Origin of the sequence: Hymenobacter sedentarius, assembly GCF_001507645.1 — a bacterium.
Classification (GTDB): Bacteria; Bacteroidota; Bacteroidia; order Cytophagales; family Hymenobacteraceae; genus Hymenobacter; species Hymenobacter sedentarius.
In genome coordinates this window covers 3,889,552-3,906,894 of record NZ_CP013909.1, presented here as the reverse complement: position 1 = coordinate 3,906,894, position 17,343 = coordinate 3,889,552, and the positions used below count along the sequence as shown (strand labels likewise).

Sequence of the window (17,343 nt, the reverse complement as noted above, 5' to 3'; positions counted from 1 at the left end):
CAGCCCAATTTTTAGCCCAATAAACAGCTGCTGAAGAGCAGCCGCTGGGCGCCCGGCGGCTAGACTTTCTCTCCGCAGCGCCAGCAGAACGCTGCTTCCGGGCGGTGGCCCTCGGCCTGGCACCGGGGGCAGCGCGCTAACTTGTAGGTAGGCATTGAGGAGGAGGAACCCTGGGTCATTTGGGCCGTAACGATGCCCGTGGGCACAGCAATGATGCCAAAGCCCAGAATCATCAGTAGCGCGGTCAGGGCCTGGCCCAGCACGGTGCCGGGCGCGGTGTCGTTGTCGCCCACCATGGTTACCGTCCCGATGGCCCAGTAAACGCTCTGCGGAATGCTGGTAAAGCCATGGTGGCCGCCCTCGACCACATACATGAGCGTGCCGATGACGATGACCAGCGAAAATACCGCGGTCAGAAACACCGTTATCTTGAAACGGCTGGCCTTCAGCGCGTCCACGATAAATTCCCCCTCGCCCATGAAGTGGCCCAACTTGAAAATGCGGAATACCCGCAGCAGCCGCAGCGTGCGAATCACCAGCAGGTAGCGGCTGTTTGTCAGCACCAATGCGGCCAGCGTGGGCACGGCGGCGATGAAGTCGATGATGCCGAGCCAGCTCAGCGCATAGGCCAGCGGCCGGCGCACCACCACCAGCCGCACCAGGTATTCGAAAATGAAGAGCGCCGTGAAAAACCATTCCACCGCGTGCAGGTACGGCCCGTACGCGGCCCTGATTTTTTGCACGCTTTCCAGCATCACGGCCGCCACGCTCAGCCCAATCGCGACCAGCAGGACAACGTTAAAGGCGCGGCCAGCTGGCGTGTCCGAGTCGAAAATAATGCGGTACGTGGCGAGTTGCCAGCGGGGGGCTGTGTTGCGGGGGCGGTTGTCCATAGCCGAAAGCAGAGGCCGCGCCTTTTCGGGGCCCCTTGTCAGTCTTTTCTTACGCAAACCGGTCGCGGCAGGACAGACAAGTTAGTTGGGCTGGTTATGTGCCTGTCATTTGGTTTCAATTTACTCAAATGCTGAGTTTTATACAAATATTAAGCGCCATTTAGCTTGACTTTAACCGCGCAGGAACAAGCCACAACCGTGGTTTTTTGGGTACATAACTGCTAATAATTTTGATTATATTGAGTTAAATCCGTTTGCTCGACAATAGTGGTACCAAGCCCTATTGCCGAGTATGAATTAGCGCCTAAAACCATGCTCTACGACTGCCATAAGCTACTGGAAATACCCGTGGAAGGCGCCCGGCTGACCGGAGAAATCATTGTGCCCAGCGGCGCGCGGTCCCTTGTGCTGTTCTCGCACGGCAGCGGCAGCAGCCGCCTTAGCACCCGCAACACCTTTGTGGCCGACGTGCTGCACCAGCACAGCATCGGCACCTTCCTGTTCGACCTGCTGACACCGGAGGAAGACGCCGTTTATGCCCATCGGTTTGATATTCCGCTGCTGACCGACCGGCTCGTGGCGGCTACCGATTTCCTGGACGCGCTGCCGCGGTTAGCCCACCTCACCTTCGGCTATTTTGGGGCCAGTACGGGCGCGGCGTCGGCGCTGGGCGCGGCCGCACGGCGGCCCGACCGCGTGCTGGCGGTGGTTTCGCGCGGCGGCCGCCCCGACCTCGCGGGGCCGGCGCTGGCCCACGTGATGGCGGCCACGTTGCTCATCGTGGGCGGGCTCGATACCGATGTGTTGGCGCTCAATCGTATGGCGCTCGAGGGCCTGCACGGCACCAAGTACCTGGCCGTGGTGCCCGGGGCCACCCACCTGTTTGAAGAGCCCGGCACCCTGAAGCAGGCCGCCGAGCTGGCCGCCGCCTGGTTTAGCAAATACCTGCAGCCCATCCCCCAAACGGCCACCTGAGCCGCCCCGCCGATGTTTCAGAACCGCCAAGATGCCGCCCTTCGCCTGGCCCAACGCCTCGAAAAGTACCGGGGCGAAGACGGCATTGTGCTGGCTATTCCGCGCGGGGGCGTTCCCATTGGCTACGTCATTGCCCAGCAGCTGGGCTTTCCGCTCGAAGTGGTGCTATCCAAAAAAATAGGGCACCCCAACAACAGCGAGTACGCCATCGGCTCGGTGTCGCTCGATAGCGTGGCCGTGGACGAGCGCACCGCCTCCGGGATTCCCGCCGAGTACATTCAGCAACAGGCGGCCCGCATTCAAGCCAAGCTCCGGGAGAATTTCCGGCTGTTTATGGACGGGCGCCCGCCCACCAACCTCAAGGGCAAAACAGTAATTGTGGTCGACGACGGCATTGCCACCGGCCACACCATGGTGGCCACGGTGGAGGCCATCCGCAGGAGCCAGCCGGCCAAGCTGGTTGTGGCTGTGCCGGTGGCCCCGCCACGCGCCCAGCAGCAGCTGGCCCCGCTGGTCGATGAGTTCGTGTGCTTGCTGCTGCCCCATGATTTTGCCGCCGTGGGGCAGTTCTATGTCACTTTCGACCAGGTGAGCGATGAGGAAGTTATTCGTCTGCTCCGCAAAAGCGCGGCTGGCGCCCACGACGGTGCATTTGCCAAGTAAGGTGCTGACTGGCTTAAGCATAACCTGCTTAGATAGCGCTTCGCTGTAGACTAAGCCGGCGTACCCAGAGCCGCACTAAGAGCCGGCGCGGGAATCTCCACCACGGCGCGGATACGGGGCAGGCAGCCGGGAAACTCCCGCTGCAGAAAGCCCACCAGTTGCTCGCGAACGGCGCAGCGCAGCTCCCACACGTCGCTCGCGTTGGCGGCACTTACCAGGGCGCGCAGCTCCAGGGTGCGTTCCTTGGAGTCGGTAACGTGGAGCACGCACACGCGCCTGTCCCAGAGGGGACTGGCTGCTACAATGCGCTGCAGCTCAGTGCGCACGGCCTCGACGGGGACGGTGTAGTCGGTTTGCAGCAGCACCGTGCCGAGTATCTGGCTGCTGTTGCGGGTCCAGTTCTGGAAGGGCTTTTCGATGAAATAGTTGAGCGGCAGCACCAGGCGGCGTTCGTCCCAGATGCTGAGCACGACGTAGGTGAAGGTGATTTCCTCGACCCGGCCCCACTCGCCTTCCACTACCAGCACGTCGTCGATGCGGATGGGCTGGGTGAAAGCTATCTGGAAGCCCGCCAGCAGGTTGCTGATGGAGCGCTGCGCCGCAAAGCCCACAATAACGCTAGCAATGCCCGCCGAGGTGAGCAGCCCGGTGCCGAGGCGGCGGACCGTTTCGAAGCTCATCAAAACCAGCCCAACAGCCACGAATACGATGAGCGACATGACCAGCTTCTTGATAAACTGGAGCTGGGTGAAAAGCTTACGCACGCGCAGGTTGTCGGTGGTGTTAATCTCATACCGGCGCAGCACCTCGTCCTCTACCACATCCGTTAACTTGACAAGGCCCCAGGCGAAGGTGGTAATCAGGGCCATCTCGACCAGGCGGCGCAGCACTTCGAAGGGCTGCGGCGGCAGCTGCACCAGCGGCAGGAGCAGCGACACCGCCAGCGCCGGAAAAAACCACCCACTGGCCGGGCGCAGGTGCCGCTGGATGGATGTAATAAGCTCCGAATTGGCGCGCCGGTTGTAGGTCTGGAGTACCGTCGATATCACAAACCTGGCCACCAGCCCCATTACCACGCCCAACAGCAATATGCCCAGGGTGGCCACAAAGCCAGGGAAATGGGTCAAAAAATGAGCAAACTCTTCTTTCATACCAAGTGCTGCGCGGGCCGGTGGCCCGCGTTCCGATGAAATGAGTTTACCCTGCCCGGGTAGGAAAGGTTAACGGTAGCGGGGCCGGCAGGGCCAGGAGTGGAGGGCCTCCGTTACCGAAGCGCCTGGCACTGCCGGTCCTGATTGCGGCACTTGCGGGTGCGGTGGCTACGCGCGAAGTCGTTTTAAGACAAGTTTGCCCGAACTTTAGCAAGTTGAAAAGCGCATTTAGTAATCAGGAATCTTATCCGCATCGGCACTAAAAAGTGGCGCCGAAAGTTTGGCCCAACTGACCTTGCTGCTTTTGCGATGCCGTTTTTACTGCTGATTCAAAGGGCTTTTGTACTCGCTGCGGTATGCGGGATGGCGTTTGCCCAGCCCGCCACAGCTCAACACTTTGCCGCCATCGGCGACTATGGCTACGCCAGTACGTCGGAGGCCGACGTGGCCCGGCTAGTAAAAAGCTGGAACCCCGATTTCATCATCACCCTGGGCGACAACAACTACGACCAGGGCGCGGCCAGCACCATCGATGCCAATATCGGGCAGTATTACCACGAGTTTATCGGCGCTTACAAGGGGGCGTATGGGAGCGGCTCGCCCACCAACCGCTTTTTTCCGGCCTTGGGCAACCACGACACCAGTGCCGGCGGCGGGGTGCCCTACACCGACTATTTTACCCTGCCCGGCAATGAGCGGTACTACAGCTTTGTGCGCGGCCAGGTGCAGTTCTTTGTGCTGAACAGCGAGCCCACCGAGGCCGACGGCACCAGCAGCACCTCCACGCAGGCCCTGTGGCTCAAGGCGGAGCAGGCAGCCTCTACGGCTCCGTGGAAGGTGGTGTACTTCCACGAGCCGCCGTATTCGTCGGGCTCGCACGGCAGCAACCTGGGCATGCGCTGGCCCTTTCAGGAGTGGGGCGCCTCGCTGGTGCTGGCCGGGCACGACCATCACTACGAGCGTCTGGTGGTGGGCGGGCTTACGTATTGCGTCAACGGGCTGGGCGGGCGCAGCATCTACGGTGTTACCAATGCCATCGGCGGCAGCATGGTGCGCTACAATGCCGACTACGGGGCGCAGCTGTTCGACGCCGGCCCCGACAGCCTCCGCGTGCGTTTCTACACCCGCACCGGGCTCCTAGTCGATTCCTTTACCCTCCGGCCCGGCCTGAGCGCCGAGCCGCGGCTGCTGGCCGTGTACCCGACGCCCTTTGAAGAAAACGCCCGGGTTGAGTTTTCGCTGCCCGGCGATGACGAGGTGGAAATCAGGCTGCTGAATGCCCTGGGCCAACAGGTGGCCGTGCTGCAGCAGGGCCGCTTGCGGGCCGGCCACCACGAGGTGGGCTACTCGCGGGGCGGCCTGGCGGCCGGCCTCTACTTTGTGCAGCTTCGAAGCGGCCATTATACGCCCGTGAGGCGCACGGTGGCCCGCTAACGCGGGAGCTCCGCCCGACGCTGGTGGCGAAAAAGCCCGAGCAGGCAAAGATTCTGGGGAGTTGCAGCAGCTGGCGCGCCCGCCCAGATGGTAGCAAGCTTTGCTAAAATATTTTGCTAAACGCGACAAGGATTTGGGCCGCAGATTTCTAACTTGGCATCCCTTTCCACCCATTTATCGGTCCTCATTCGCCTATGCTCCAGACTACTATCCTGCCACCCACGCCCGCGCTGAACCGGGCGGTTGCATCCCGCGTGCAAGCCATCGATGTGGTGCGGGGCCTGGTAATGATTATCATGGCCCTCGACCACGTGCGCGAGCTTTGGAGCCCGACCACGGTGCGGCCCGAAGACGTGGCCCACGCATCGGCGCTGCTGTTTTTTACGCGTTGGGTCACGCATTTCTGCGCGCCCACGTTCGTGTTTCTCTCGGGCACCAGCATCTTTCTCTACCAGGAAAAGCAGCCGGGCCGGGCCCAGGTAAGCCGGTTTCTGCTCACGCGCGGCCTGTGGCTGGTGGTGCTGGAGCTGGTGGTTATCAACTTCATGCTGCAGTGGGGCTACAATTTGCTTTTGCTGCAGGTTATCTGGGCCATTGGCTGGGGCATGGTGGTGCTGGCGGGCCTTATCTGGCTGCCGCGCGGGCTGCTGGCGGCGCTGGCGTTTGTCATCATTGCGGGGCACAACCTGCTACCCGTCATCCAGCCCGTCACTTCTACTAATGCGGTGTGGGCGCTGCTGCACAACACGCCGTTTGTGCTGCCGGTGCCGCCGCTGCCGCCCTTGCTGGTGGCGTATTCCATTGGGCCGTGGCTGGGCGTGATGCTAGCCGGCTACCTCATTGGGCCGTGGTTCCGGCGGCCGCTGCCGCAGCGCAAGCGGCTGTTGCGCCTGGCAGGGGCGGGGCTGCTGGTGCTGTTTGTGGCGCTGCGGGCCACCAATTGGTACGGCGACCCCAGCCCCTGGAGCGTGCAGCCGCGGGGCCTGGCCTACACGGTGCTGTCGTTTATCAACGTCACCAAATACCCGCCGTCGCTGCTGTTTCTGTGCCTCACGCTGGGGGTGGCGCTGCTCTTGCTGAGCGGCGTCGAAAGTGCTGCCAACCGGCTCAGCCAGGTGCTGCGCACCTTTGGGCAGGTGCCGTTTTTCTACTACCTGATGCACTTGCTGCTCATCAGCGGCGCGGCCTGGGTCTGGACCACCTTCGCGTTTGGCAAGCCCTTCAACTTCTCGTTTGCCTCCGTTAAGGATTGGCCAGCGGGGTACCAGCCCAGCCTGGCGCGGGCATACCTGGTGTGGGCCTCGGTGGTGGTGCTGCTCTACTTGCCGTGCCGGTGGTACCAGGGTTTCAAGCAGCGGCATTCCTACTGGTGGCTGTCGTACTTGTAAGCCCCACGTAGCGAGAACGGCTATTTCACTGGCGCGGTGCGCACGGTGCCCGTGGCTTTGTCTACCTCGAAGCGGGCGCTATTGGGCATCCGCTGGGCCCAGTCGGTGCGCGGCACCAGCACTTGCCACGTGGTTTCATTATCGTTTACGCGGGCCGAATCGAGCACGTAGCGCTTGGCATTGGGCTGGCTTTGGAGGTAGCGTCCCACGGCCGCCCGTGCCTCGGCCTGGGAAAGCGGCGCGGCCGGTTGCGTGGCGTCGGGTTGGGCTGAAACCGTGGTGGGCGGCGTTTGCTGGCAGCCGGCGAGGGCTATTACTAGCACGAGGGCGAAGGGCTTGTGCATGAACGTAGGGGAGGAGTACGGGCGAGGGCAACTGTAGCTAGGGCACCAGCAGGGCCTGGCTTTCCAGGACTTGGATGCCGCGGGCTTGCATGTCGGCGAGGGCCGCCTGAAAGCCTTCGGCGCTGATGGGCCGGGTGGCGTCGGTGATGAAATGGGTGGCAAAGCCTTCGGCCTGGGCATCGAGCGCCGAAAAGTACACGCAGAAGTCGCCGGCCAGCCCAACCAGATACACCTCGGTGGCGCCGCGGCCGCGCAGGTAGTCGGCCAGGCCGGTGGATTTGCGGTGGCCGTTGTCGTAAAACGCGCTGTAGGAATCAATCTCCAGCGCCATGCCCTTGCGGAAAATAGCCTCGATGCGCCGGGTGTCGAGGGCCGGGTGCAGGTCGGTGCCGGTGGTCTCCTGCACGCAGTGGTCGGGCCAGAGCGTCTGGGGCAGGCCGTGCAGCTCAATATGGTTGAACGGCTCGTGGCCGGCGTGGCTGCTGGCAAAGCTCTCGTGGCCCACCGGGTGCCAGTCCTGGCTGGCCACCACCAGATCAAAGAGCGGCTGTAGCGCGTTCACGAGCGGAATAATGGCGTCGCCATCGGGCACGGCCAAGCGGCCGCCGGGCACAAAATCGTTTTGAATGTCGATGAGCAGGAGGGCTTTCATGGGATGCGTGCTGGCCAGGGCCTGCTAAACTCAAGTATGGCGCGGCGGGTTACGTCTACGCGCTTACTCATTCATTAGCAATTAACCCGCACATGCCCGACCTTCATCATCAAACAGTGCTCGTTACCGGAGCTACCTCCGGCATTGGCAAAGTAACGGCCACCGAGCTTGCCAGCATGGGCGCCCACGTGGTGCTGCTGGCCCGCAACGCCGCGAAGGCCGAGGCCACGCAGCAGGAAATCAAAGCCGCCGCCGGGCACGACCACGTCGACGTGCTGCTGGCCGATTTGGCCGACCTGGAGCAGGTGCGCCGGGCCGCGGCCGAGTTCAACGCCCGCTACCCCCGGCTGGACGTGCTGGTGAACAACGCCGGGCTGATTTTTGGGGCCGAGCGCCAGCTTTCCGCCGATGGCAACGAGCTGGGCCTGGCCACCAACCACCTGGGGCCGTTCCTGCTCACGGCCTTGCTGCTCAAGAAGCTGCAGGCCAGCCCCGCCGCCCGCGTGGTAAATCTGGCCTCGCTGGCTCACAAATTTGCCAAGCCCAACCTGGCCGATATCCAATCGGCGCAGCACTACAGCGCCGCGCGGGTTTACGCCAACACCAAGCTCTACAACATCATGTTCACGCAGGAGCTGGCCCGCCGCCTGCGCGCCCACGGCATCGGCCACGTGACCACCAATGCCGTGCACCCCGGCGCGGTGGCCAGCAACTTCGGCGACAGCGCCGGCGGATGGCTGGGCAAGCTCACGCAGCTGGCCCGCCCGTTTATGCTCTCGGTGGAAAAAGGCGCCGAAACGAGCATTTTCCTGGCCTCGTCCCCCGAGGTAGCGAACGTGAGCGGCGGCTACTTTGCCAAGAAAAAAGCCGTGCCCGTGCAGCACCCCTTTAACACGCCCGAGCACGCCCGGCAGCTCTGGAAACTGAGCGAGCAGTTGACGGGTACGTCGGTTCTGGCGTAATTAGCTGTCGCAACTTGCTTGCCCAACCGCCATTGTCCGCCTATGTCTGCCACCGTTGACCTTGCCGCCTACACCGCCCGCATTGGCTACCAGGGCCCGCTCACGCACTCGCTCGACACGCTTGTGGGGCTGCACCTGGCGCAGGCGTTCAGCATCCCCTTCGAGAACCTCGACATTCACCTCAACCGCCCTATCGGCCTCGACCCGGCCAGCCTTATGCAGAAGCTAGTGCAGGAGAAACGCGGCGGCTACTGCTACGAGCTCAACGGCTTGTTTCGGCTGGTTCTGCAGCAGCTGGGCTTTCGGGTGACGTGCCTGGTGGGCCGCAACCTGCTGGCGGGCCCGCCGCTGCGGCCCCGCGCGCACCAGGTGCTGCTGGTGGAAGTAGCCGGGCAGCCCTGGCTGGTAGACCTGGGCTTTGGCACCAACGGCCTGATTGAGCCAATTCCCCTGGAAGCTGGCCCGGAGCACCGCCAGTTTTTCGATGCCTACCGCCTGCAAGCCGCGCCCCAGCACAACTTTCACCTGCAGCTGCACATGCAGGGCCAGTGGCAAAGCCTCTACACGTTTACGCTCGACGAGGCCCAGCCCAGCGACTACCAGATGATGAATTTCTATTATTCGCAGTCGCCAGATTCACCGTTTCGCAAGCAGCGCATCACCACCCTGGCCGCCCCGGATTTTCGTGCCAGCCTTGTCGATACCGAGCTGAAAATCCGGCGGCCCGATGGCTCCATTACCGCCACTACCCTGGCCGATGCAGGTGCCTACGCCCAGGCCCTGGAAACCCATTTTGGCATTCGTCTGCCCGCGCCATTGCCCGTTTAGCTCATATCGATAAGCGTCGGGTACTGCAGCCCCTAGGGGCGACATCTCGGTAGTAAGGAGGAAATAAAAAAGTTAAGCCCCAGCGGGGTGACACTCGTTGGACGAGTGCCGCCCCGCTGGGGCTTTAGAATTCAATGGAGCTGTGGTTTCTACCGATATGACGCCCTAACGGGTACGACCCCGCTGGGGCTAAGCCCCGTGCTACTTCGCGCTGCTGGGGTCAACCGTGTTCAGCACATCCGCCCAATCGGCTTCTGTTTTGGGGCTTTTCGCGGCGACGGCCGTTTTCAGGGCAGCGGCGAGGGTGGGGGCGGCGGCTTGCAGGGGCTTGAGGGCCAGCTTTACCGGCACCAGGCTGCCTGCGGCAGAGCGCAGGTAGTACACGGTTTTGTCTTCGATTTCGTCGTAGCGCTGGTCGGTGCTGTAGGCCCCCTGGTAGTTCGCTTTCTTCAGCGTCTTGATGTAGTGTTTTAGCAGGGAGTACTGGCCTTCGTGCAGCACTTCCACATAGTCGGTGCGGTGCTTTTCGAGTGGCGCATCCGAGAAGCGGCGAAACACGCGCTGCCGGGCGGGGCCAAAAGGCGTGGCGGGCTCCTGCAGCACAAAGCGCACCACCTGGCGGTCGTCGAGCTGAAGCGAATCCTTGGGCCGGGCTAACGTGCGCATCAGCAAGCGGTGGTCGAGCACGTCGTATTTGAGCGGCACTGGCGCCAGGGGCGTGTTGGTGTTCAGGGTGATAAGGGCAGGCAGCCAGCGGTTGTCGGCATAGGGCGAGCCCTTTAACCCATAGCTTTCGCCCCGGGGCAATACCGCAGGAGCACCGGCCACCAACGCGTTTAGGTTGGCTTGGGCCGCGACGCCACCCGATTGGCTACCCTGCTGCGCGTGAGCGGTAGCGCCAGTCAGCAAAAGGCCCAGCAGCGGTAATAGTCGAAAGTTCATGGGAATGAGAAACATCAGAAGTAGAAATGCAGGCTCAATTTATAGCTTTTTTTCTTGATTGGCCGCCGTTTTCCAGCTCCATGCAAGTACCAGGCCGTGGGCTTTAGCTACGCTGCTTTCTCAGCGGCGGGGTGCAGGGCACGCCACTCGTCTTCCAGGATGCCCATCTCAATGAGCGACCAGTATTCGTCGCCGTGCCGCACCACGTCGCGCAGCACACCTTCCTGCGTAAATCCGGCTTTCAGGTAGCAGTTGATGGCCGCGTGGTTGAAGTCGTATACACCGAGGCTGATGCGGTGCAGCTTCAGGTCCTCAAACCCAATGCGCAGCAAGGCCTTTACCATGCCCTGACAGATGCCCCGGCGGCGCTCCGTCGACTTTCCCACCAGCACGCGGGTGATGCGCCCGGCCCGGTCGCGCTGGCTGATGCCGCCCAGCGAGATATGGCCCACCGTAACGCCCGTTTTGGACTCCACGGCTTTGTAAATAAACACGTTGGGGTCGGTGAAGTTGTTGGCGTCTTCCACGTACCAGTTGAGGCTGGCTTGGGTGAGGGGAAACGAAAACATCGAGCCGCTCCACTCTTTCATAAGCCGTTCGTCGTCGACCCAAGCCATGAGTTCGCTGAAATCGGCCGGGGTGAAGGGTTCTAATTCAATCATAAAAAGCGCGTAGCGCGTAAGATTAGTTGCAGCAATAAGCCCGAAAGATAAGTCCCCGGCCGGGCTCCCCGCTCAACTCTCTGCCGCCGTTACTTGTTAGCGGCCAACTTCCACTTACCACCCTTTCCTTTCATGAACTTATCCAACAACACGGTTCTGCTCACCGGCGGCGCTTCCGGTATTGGGCTGGCCCTGGCCGCCCGCTTTTTGCAGGCCGGCAGCCAGGTTATTATCTGCGGCCGCCGGGCCGACAAACTCGCCGAAGCCCAGCAGCTCTACCCGGCCCTCATCACCCGCGAGTGCGACGTGGCCAACGTGGCCGAACGCGTAGAGCTGGTACGTTGGGCCACTGCCAACTACCCGCGCCTCAACGTGCTGGTAAACAATGCCGGTATTCAAAACCGCATTCAGCTGGCCGACAGCCCCGGGGACTGGGAGACCCTCCGCCAGGAAATCACCATCAATGTGGAGGCACCCATACACCTGGCCATGCTGCTCATTCCGCACCTGCGCGAGCAGCCCCAGGCCGCCATTATCAACGTCACGTCGGGCTTGTCGTTTGCGCCTGCGGCATTTGCGCCCATCTACAGCGCCACCAAGGCCGCGCTGCACTCGTTCACGCTGTCGTTGCGCCACCAGCTGCAGCCCACCGGTATTTCGGTGCTTGAAATTGTACCGCCGGCCGTCAATACCGACCTCGGCGGGCCCGGGCTACACACCTTCGGCGCGCCCGTCAACGAGTTTGCCGATTCCGTGATGGCGCGCCTGGCCGCTGGCGAGCACGAAGTAGGCTTTGGCACGTCGGAGCAAGCCCGCCTGGCCTCCCGCGCCGAATTGGACGAGCGGTTTCGGCTCATTAACAACCGATAAAATAGCGCAATCGTCTGTCATGCAGAGCGCAGCGTAGCATCTTCTCACGCCACAACGAATCGTTCAGCGGCGATAAGATGCTTCGCTGCGCTCTGCATGACAGACGATTTGCGTCCTTACGCCTCCAATTTCAGGGCTTGGCGGCTGCGCTCACGCACTTCAGCAGTGAGAGCCGGGTCGTTGGCTAGGTGCTTGCCGAAAGATGGTACCAACTGCCGGAATCGCGCCTGCCATTCAGGAGTGGAAGCCCGGTCGGGGAAGCACTTTTGCACCAAATCTAGCATGATGGCCACGGCGGTGCTAGCGCCCGGCGAAGCCCCAAGCAGCGCCGACATAGAGCCGTCTGCCGAGGTAACCATCTCGGTGCCGAATTCGAGCACGCCGCCCTTCTTTTTGTCCTTTTTGATGACCTGCACACGCTGGCCGGCCACTTCCAGCTGCCAGTCGTCGGGGTTGGCTTTGGGGTAATACTCGCGCAGGGCGGCGGTGCGCTCCTCAGGCGATTGCAGCACCTGCCCAATGAGGTAGCGGGTAAGGCCCAGGTTGCGCGCCCCGGCGTAGAGCAGTGGCCGGATGTTGCCCAGCTCAATGGAGCGGAACAAATCGGTGTAAGAGCCCTTCTTCAAGAACTTGGTGCTGAAGCCCGCGTAGGGCCCAAAGAGCAGCTCTTTGCGGCCGTTTATCTGGCGGGTGTCGAGGTGGGGCATCGACATGGGCGGCGAGCCCACGGCGGGCTTGCCGTACACCTTGGCTTCGTGCCGGGCAATCACGGCGGGGTTTTGGCACTTCAGCCACTGCCCGCTCACGGGAAAGCCGCCAAAGCCATTGGCCTCCGGAATATCGGTTTTTTCGAGCAGCGGTAGCGTGCCGCCGCCGGCCCCAATAAATACGAAGCGGGCCCGCACAATGCGGCTCTCGTCGGTAGCCAGGTTGCGCACCTTGATGCGCCAGATGCCGTCGTCTTTGCGGCGGAAGTCTTCCACTTCGTGGCCCAGGTTCAAATCTACCCCGGGCAGGCTCTTCAGGTAATTGGACAGGCAGCGGGTGAGGGAGCCAAAGTTGACATCGGTGCCGATGGGCATGCGCGTGGCGGCTACCGGCACGGTGGGGTCGCGGCCGTCCATCACCAGCGGTATCCAGGCGGCAATCTGGGCGGGGTCGTCGCTGAATTCCATGCCCTGGAAAAGAGGAGAGCCCAGCAGGGCCGTGTGGCGCTTGCGCAGGTATTCGACGTTGGCCGCGCCCCACACAAAGCTCATGTGCGGAATGGTGCGAATGAAGGAAGTGGGGTCGGGCAGCAGGCCGTCCTGCACCAGCGTGGCCCAAAACTGCTTGCTTAGCTCAAACTGCTCGGCAATTTTATCGGCCTTGCTGATGTCGATGGAGCCGTCGGGGCGCTCGGGGGTGTAGTTGAGCTCACAAAACGCCGAGTGGCCGGTGCCGGCATTGTTCCAGGCGTCGGAGCTTTCGGCTGCTACGGCGTCGAGGCGCTCGTAGCCGGCAATGGTTACGTTGGGGTCCAGGGCTTTGAGCAGCACGCCCAGCGTGGCGCTCATGATGCCCGCGCCGATAATGACGACATCGGTGACGGGTTTGGTGGGGTCTTGGTCCGTAGGAGTCATAGAAATGGAAATAGAAGGGCCGCAGGCAATACGAGCGATAACGGGCAAGGGCTGTTGGTTGACGAAAAAAACCGGCACACTACCTTGCAGCACCCATATCACTCCCCTCCTTAGCTAAGGAGGGGATGTTCGAACCGCAGGTTCGGACGGGGGTGGTTGGAGTCGTTGCACGATACCCGAACGATTCCAGCTCAACTCGTTCTGGCATCGTTCAACGCCCACAACCACCCCAGCTCAACTTAGCAGTTGAGCATCCCCTCCTTGGTAAGGAAGGGAGTTTTCGTTCTCTCGTTCTTCCTCCCATGCCCGACCTCGATTTGCCGCTGCTGCCCCTGCCCACACGCCCCGACCCGGCTAACACCGCGGCGCCCCGACTGCTCATTATTTACACCGGCGGCACGGTGGGCATGGCTGTGAATCGAAGCGGCGAGCTGGTGCCCATGCAGTTCGGGCGCCTCGACCACAAGATGCCCGAGCTGGCTCGCCTGCCTTTTCAGCTAGAATTGCTCAGCCTGCCCGCGCCCATCGACAGCAGCAACGTAACGCCCGGCGACTGGCTGTTTCTGGCTCAACTCATCGGCCGGCACTACGCCGATTTCGATGGCTTTGTGGTGCTGCACGGCACCGATACCATGGCGTATTCGGCCGCGGCCCTAAGCTATGTGCTCGAGCACCTGGGCAAGCCGGTGGTATTCACCGGAGCGCAGGTGCCGGTGGGGGCCAACCGCTCGGATGCCCAGCGCAACCTCGTGACGGCGCTGGAAATTGCGGCGGCCCGCCACCCCCGCGCCCACACCGTGCGCGTGCCGGAGGTGTGTGTGTTTTTCAACGACGTGCTCATTCGCGGCACCCGCGCCAAAAAAGTGGAGAGCCAGCAGTTTGCCGCGTTCAAAAGCGAAAACTACCCGCCGCTGGCCCGGGCCGGCATCAGCCTGGAGTTCGACGACAAAAGCATTCGCCTGCTGCCTGGCGCTCACCTGAAAGTGCACACCAACCTGGAAACCGGCGTCGCCGTCCTGCGCTTGTTTCCGGGCATCACCGAAGCCGTGGTAAGTGCTATTCTGGGCATCCCGGGCCTGCGGGGCTGCGTGCTCGAAACCTACGGCTCGGGCAACGCGCCCACGGCGCCGTGGTTTTTGAAATGCCTGGCCGATGCCCGCGCCCGCGGCGTGTGGCTGCTCAACGTGAGCCAGTGCGAAGAGGGCCGCGTGGTGCAGGGCAAGTACGAAACCAGCGCGCACTTCACCGAGCTGGGCATCGTGGGCGGCGACGATATCACGACCGAAGCCGCCGTGACGAAGCTCATGTTTGTGCTGGGGCTGGGGCTGGGGGAGGAGCGTACCCGGCAGCTGCTGGGCCAGGACCTGCGCGGCGAAATCACGCCCTGATTTTTAGCTGTCACTTGTTGGTTGTCAGTTGTCGGGCCGGGTGAAGCGCACAAAACTGGCAACTAACAACCAACAACTGCCAACTGCGCTCTATCTTTGCCCCATCAACCACCATCCTTGAGGGGTGTCCGAGTGGTCGAAGGAGCACGCCTGGAAAGTGTGTATGGCTCAAAAGGTCATCGTGGGTTCGAATCCCATCCCCTCAACAAAAAGCCCGTTTCCATTGTGGAGACGGGCTTTTTTATTGTGCTAATTAGGCAGCTCCCTTAAGTTGAGCTACTTGAATCACAGTTTCCGAATTCTTAGCTTGTACCCGTGCCAACGTCAGCTCTCCAGGCGCTTACCACTGGGTATATAGCTTGAGAATCTCATTGCTATGGGAGGGCACGGGACGAGCGCGGCCCAGTGCTGCCTAACCGACGACGAAACCCGCCAGAGAAGGGCCACGACTCCGTTCACTCGCAAGTCGCCCAATGTGGAGGTTACCGCGGAGCTCGGGCCAAGGTGCAAGCGCCCAAAACCCATTACCTTGCCCGCATATAAGCTCCAACCTGCGCCCTTCCTTATGGCCTCTTCCCCAACCTTGGCAACCGCTTCCGGTGCCATCGAAAAAGACAACAAGCGCATCACCACCGGCTGGACGTTCTACGACTGGGCCAACTCGGTGTATCCGCTGGTGATTACCAGCTCAATTTTCCCGATTTACTGGTCCAGCGTCATCAAGCAGATAACGCACACCGATAGCGGCCAGACCCCGGTCGACTTTCTGGGGATGAAGGTGCCCGGCTCGTCGCTGCTGAACTACGCCATCTCGGCTTCCTTTCTGCTGATTGCCCTCGTCAGCCCGTTTCTCACGTCGCTGGCCGACTTTTCGGGCCGCAAGAAGCTGTTCCTGCAAATCTTCTGCTACATCGGGGCCGCTTCGTGCGCGGGGCTGTTCTTCTTTTCGCCGGCCACGCTCACGCTCTCCACGTTCGTGTTTGTGGCGGCCACGGTGGGCTTCTCGGGCAGCATCGTGTTCTACAACTCCTACCTGCCCGAAATCAGCACCGAAGCGAAGTTCGACTCCCTCTCGGCCAAAGGCTTTTCGATGGGCTACATCGGGTCGGTCATTCTGCTGATTATCTGCCTGGTGATAAACCAGTTTCACGATAAAGTGGGCATCACCGGGGAGCGCGCCGCGCAGCTGTCGTTTCTGCTCACCGGCCTGTGGTGGGCTGGCTTCGCGCAGATTCCCTTCTTCACGCTGCCGCCCGACCGCGGCCGCCCCGCCGATGCGCCCGCTGCGGAAGGCGGTTGGGTGCTCAACGGTTTTCGTGAGCTGGGCAAGGTATGGAAACAGCTGGAGCAGCTGCCCAACGTCAAGAAATTCCTGCTAGCTTACTTCACCTACAACATGGGCGTGCAAACGGTGATGTACGTGGCCACCCTCTTTGGTACCGACGAGCTGCACCTCGAATCGGGCGCGCTGATTCTCACCATTCTGCTATTGCAGGTGGTGGCCATCGCGGGCGCTTACCTGTTTGCCAAGCTCTCCGAGCGCATCGGCAACACGCGGGCCCTGAGCTGGTCGGTGTTCATCTGGATGCTGATTTGCATTGCCGGCTACTTCGTGCAGGCCGGTTGGAGCTTCTACACGCTGGCGGCCATCATCGGCCTTACTATGGGAGCCATTCAGAGCCTGAGCCGCTCGACTTATTCGAAGATTATTCCCGAAAACACGCCCAACTCGGCTGCCTTTTTCAGCTTTTTCGACGTGACCGAGAAGCTGAGCATCGTCATCGGCACGGCCACGTTCGGCATCATCAACCAGATAATGGGCTCGATGCGCTACAGCCTGCTGGCCCTGATAGTATTCTTCATTCTGGGGCTGATTTTCCTGTTGCAGCTCCGCGGCAAAAAGCTGCGCGAAGACTCGCTGGGCCCCATTGTGCTGCCCGGCCCGCCGCCCGCCTCGGCGGCCGCCGAAATGGGCGTGCCCATGGCCCGTTAGCCATTGGTTTTGTGCTTACTTCGCAGCTCTTAGCCCAATTTCCAATACCTCATGCACACCTCTTCCATCCAGCAAAACATCCTCGCCGAGCTCGACCACGAACTGGCCCAAACCCGCAAAACACTCGAACGGGTGCCCTTCGACCAGGCCGACTACAAGCCCCACCCCAAGAGCATGTCGCTGTGGCAGCTAGCTACCCACGTTGTGAACCTGCTGGCCTTCAATACCCTGTTTGTACAGCTCGATTCGCGCGACTTCCTCGACCCCAACGCACCAAAGCCCGGTCCCACGCCCACCAGCCACGACGAGCTGCTCGCCCGCTTCGACGAGTACAGCGCCACCCTGCGTCAGGCCTTGCACGGGAGCGACGACGAAAAGCTGACGCATAATTTCAAGCTGCACCGCGGCGAGCACACCATCATGGAGATGCCCAAGGGCGCGGCAGTGCGCATCATGGGACTCAACCACAGCATACATCACCGCGGCCAGCTCACGGTGTATTTGCGGCTGCTGGATATTCCCGTTCCCGGCCTCTACGGGCCCAGCGCCGACGAGAAGTAGAACATTTGCTCATGT

At 61.8% G+C, this 17,343-nt stretch carries 17 protein-coding genes and 1 tRNA gene; 11 read left to right on the top strand and 7 right to left on the bottom strand.

The genetic code is table 11. The features are described from left to right. Positions 1 to 59: 59 nt before the first annotated feature. Complete coding sequence (locus AUC43_RS16110) at positions 60 to 893, bottom strand: ion transporter (protein WP_068195963.1); 834 nt, start codon at positions 891 to 893, stop codon at positions 60 to 62. Positions 894 to 1,205: 312 nt separating this feature from the next. Between AUC43_RS16110 and AUC43_RS16105 the strand changes: the two genes are divergently transcribed. After that, complete coding sequence (locus AUC43_RS16105) at positions 1,206 to 1,868, top strand: dienelactone hydrolase family protein (RefSeq protein WP_068195959.1); 663 nt, start codon at positions 1,206 to 1,208, stop codon at positions 1,866 to 1,868. A 12-nt stretch (positions 1,869 to 1,880) separates the two neighbouring features. After that, the gene (locus AUC43_RS16100) at positions 1,881 to 2,531 is read left to right on the top strand and encodes a phosphoribosyltransferase (RefSeq protein ID WP_068195955.1); all 651 of its coding nucleotides are present in this window, start codon (positions 1,881 to 1,883) and stop codon (positions 2,529 to 2,531) included. A 50-nt stretch (positions 2,532 to 2,581) separates the two neighbouring features. On the opposite strand, the gene AUC43_RS16095 is transcribed toward AUC43_RS16100, so the two are convergent. Continuing rightward, complete coding sequence (locus tag AUC43_RS16095; protein ID WP_233254031.1) at positions 2,582 to 3,658, bottom strand: mechanosensitive ion channel family protein; 1,077 nt, start codon at positions 3,656 to 3,658, stop codon at positions 2,582 to 2,584. A 387-nt stretch (positions 3,659 to 4,045) separates the two neighbouring features. Between AUC43_RS16095 and AUC43_RS16090 the strand changes: the two genes are divergently transcribed. Next, positions 4,046 to 5,116: a metallophosphoesterase gene (locus AUC43_RS16090; RefSeq protein ID WP_068195949.1), complete on the top strand. Its 1,071-nt coding sequence runs from the start codon at positions 4,046 to 4,048 to the stop codon at positions 5,114 to 5,116. A 194-nt stretch (positions 5,117 to 5,310) separates the two neighbouring features. Beyond that, positions 5,311 to 6,504 carry an acetyltransferase domain-containing protein gene (locus AUC43_RS16085; protein ID WP_068195945.1) on the top strand — a complete coding sequence of 398 codons (1,194 nt, stop codon included), beginning with the start codon at positions 5,311 to 5,313 and terminating at the stop codon, positions 6,502 to 6,504. A 20-nt stretch (positions 6,505 to 6,524) separates the two neighbouring features. On the opposite strand, the gene AUC43_RS16080 is transcribed toward AUC43_RS16085, so the two are convergent. After that, on the bottom strand, positions 6,525 to 6,848 hold the full coding sequence (locus AUC43_RS16080) for a hypothetical protein (protein WP_068195941.1): 324 nt from the start codon (positions 6,846 to 6,848) through the stop codon (positions 6,525 to 6,527). A 37-nt stretch (positions 6,849 to 6,885) separates the two neighbouring features. After that, on the bottom strand, positions 6,886 to 7,500 hold the full coding sequence (gene pncA, locus AUC43_RS16075; RefSeq protein WP_068195939.1) for a bifunctional nicotinamidase/pyrazinamidase: 615 nt from the start codon (positions 7,498 to 7,500) through the stop codon (positions 6,886 to 6,888). A gap of 116 nt (positions 7,501 to 7,616) precedes the next feature. On the opposite strand from pncA, the gene AUC43_RS16070 reads away from it, so the two are divergent. Both AUC43_RS16070 and AUC43_RS16065 read left to right on the top strand, forming a co-directional pair. Beyond that, positions 7,617 to 8,462 (top strand): SDR family NAD(P)-dependent oxidoreductase, encoded by an 846-nt coding sequence (locus AUC43_RS16070; RefSeq protein ID WP_199243460.1) that lies wholly within the window; start codon positions 7,617 to 7,619, stop codon positions 8,460 to 8,462. 42 nt (positions 8,463 to 8,504) lie between these two features. Beyond that, positions 8,505 to 9,290: an arylamine N-acetyltransferase family protein gene (locus AUC43_RS16065; protein ID WP_068195933.1), complete on the top strand. Its 786-nt coding sequence runs from the start codon at positions 8,505 to 8,507 to the stop codon at positions 9,288 to 9,290. Between the two features lie 201 nt (positions 9,291 to 9,491). Here AUC43_RS16065 and AUC43_RS16060 read toward each other — a convergent pair whose 3' ends face one another. After that, positions 9,492 to 10,247 carry a hypothetical protein gene (locus AUC43_RS16060; protein WP_068195926.1) on the bottom strand — a complete coding sequence of 252 codons (756 nt, stop codon included), beginning with the start codon at positions 10,245 to 10,247 and terminating at the stop codon, positions 9,492 to 9,494. Between the two features lie 92 nt (positions 10,248 to 10,339). Beyond that, a complete protein-coding gene (locus AUC43_RS16055) occupies positions 10,340 to 10,894 on the bottom strand; it encodes a GNAT family N-acetyltransferase (protein ID WP_068195922.1) in 555 nt (184 codons plus the stop codon). Between the two features lie 132 nt (positions 10,895 to 11,026). Between AUC43_RS16055 and AUC43_RS16050 the strand changes: the two genes are divergently transcribed. Then, on the top strand, positions 11,027 to 11,764 hold the full coding sequence (locus tag AUC43_RS16050) for an SDR family oxidoreductase (protein WP_068195921.1): 738 nt from the start codon (positions 11,027 to 11,029) through the stop codon (positions 11,762 to 11,764). A 116-nt stretch (positions 11,765 to 11,880) separates the two neighbouring features. Here the strand turns inward: AUC43_RS16050 and AUC43_RS16045 are convergent, their stop codons facing one another. Next, entirely contained in the window at positions 11,881 to 13,416 is a 1,536-nt protein-coding gene (locus AUC43_RS16045; protein WP_417999860.1) for a malate:quinone oxidoreductase, read from the bottom strand. 272 nt (positions 13,417 to 13,688) lie between these two features. Between AUC43_RS16045 and AUC43_RS16040 the strand changes: the two genes are divergently transcribed. From AUC43_RS16040 to AUC43_RS16025, 4 genes are all read left to right on the top strand, one after another. Beyond that, a complete protein-coding gene (locus AUC43_RS16040) occupies positions 13,689 to 14,774 on the top strand; it encodes an asparaginase (RefSeq protein ID WP_068195915.1) in 1,086 nt (361 codons plus the stop codon). Positions 14,775 to 14,892: 118 nt separating this feature from the next. Beyond that, positions 14,893 to 14,980, top strand: a tRNA-Ser gene (locus AUC43_RS16035). Positions 14,981 to 15,339: 359 nt separating this feature from the next. Further along, a complete protein-coding gene (locus AUC43_RS16030; RefSeq protein WP_068195912.1) occupies positions 15,340 to 16,767 on the top strand; it encodes an MFS transporter in 1,428 nt (475 codons plus the stop codon). A 51-nt stretch (positions 16,768 to 16,818) separates the two neighbouring features. Further along, positions 16,819 to 17,328: a DinB family protein gene (locus AUC43_RS16025; protein WP_068195909.1), complete on the top strand. Its 510-nt coding sequence runs from the start codon at positions 16,819 to 16,821 to the stop codon at positions 17,326 to 17,328. Positions 17,329 to 17,343 lie beyond the last annotated feature (15 nt).

Bases quoted from the DNA above. Each gene is read 5' to 3' on its own strand.
- AUC43_RS16025 (WP_068195909.1), top strand. From the start codon at position 16,819: ATGCACACCTCTTCCATCCAGCAAAACATCCTCGCCGAGCTCGACCAC.
- AUC43_RS16060 (WP_068195926.1), bottom strand. From the start codon at position 10,247: ATGTTTCTCATTCCCATGAACTTTCGACTATTACCGCTGCTGGGCCTT.
- AUC43_RS16050 (WP_068195921.1), top strand. From the start codon at position 11,027: ATGAACTTATCCAACAACACGGTTCTGCTCACCGGCGGCGCTTCCGGT.
- AUC43_RS16030 (WP_068195912.1), top strand. From the start codon at position 15,340: ATGGCCTCTTCCCCAACCTTGGCAACCGCTTCCGGTGCCATCGAAAAA.
- AUC43_RS16065 (WP_068195933.1), top strand. From the start codon at position 8,505: ATGTCTGCCACCGTTGACCTTGCCGCCTACACCGCCCGCATTGGCTAC.
- AUC43_RS16110 (WP_068195963.1), bottom strand. From the start codon at position 893: ATGGACAACCGCCCCCGCAACACAGCCCCCCGCTGGCAACTCGCCACG.
- AUC43_RS16105 (WP_068195959.1), top strand. From the start codon at position 1,206: ATGCTCTACGACTGCCATAAGCTACTGGAAATACCCGTGGAAGGCGCC.
- AUC43_RS16085 (WP_068195945.1), top strand. From the start codon at position 5,311: ATGCTCCAGACTACTATCCTGCCACCCACGCCCGCGCTGAACCGGGCG.
- AUC43_RS16090 (WP_068195949.1), top strand. From the start codon at position 4,046: ATGGCGTTTGCCCAGCCCGCCACAGCTCAACACTTTGCCGCCATCGGC.
- pncA (WP_068195939.1), bottom strand. From the start codon at position 7,500: ATGAAAGCCCTCCTGCTCATCGACATTCAAAACGATTTTGTGCCCGGC.
- AUC43_RS16055 (WP_068195922.1), bottom strand. From the start codon at position 10,894: ATGATTGAATTAGAACCCTTCACCCCGGCCGATTTCAGCGAACTCATG.
- AUC43_RS16100 (WP_068195955.1), top strand. From the start codon at position 1,881: ATGTTTCAGAACCGCCAAGATGCCGCCCTTCGCCTGGCCCAACGCCTC.
- AUC43_RS16080 (WP_068195941.1), bottom strand. From the start codon at position 6,848: ATGCACAAGCCCTTCGCCCTCGTGCTAGTAATAGCCCTCGCCGGCTGC.
- AUC43_RS16040 (WP_068195915.1), top strand. From the start codon at position 13,689: ATGCCCGACCTCGATTTGCCGCTGCTGCCCCTGCCCACACGCCCCGAC.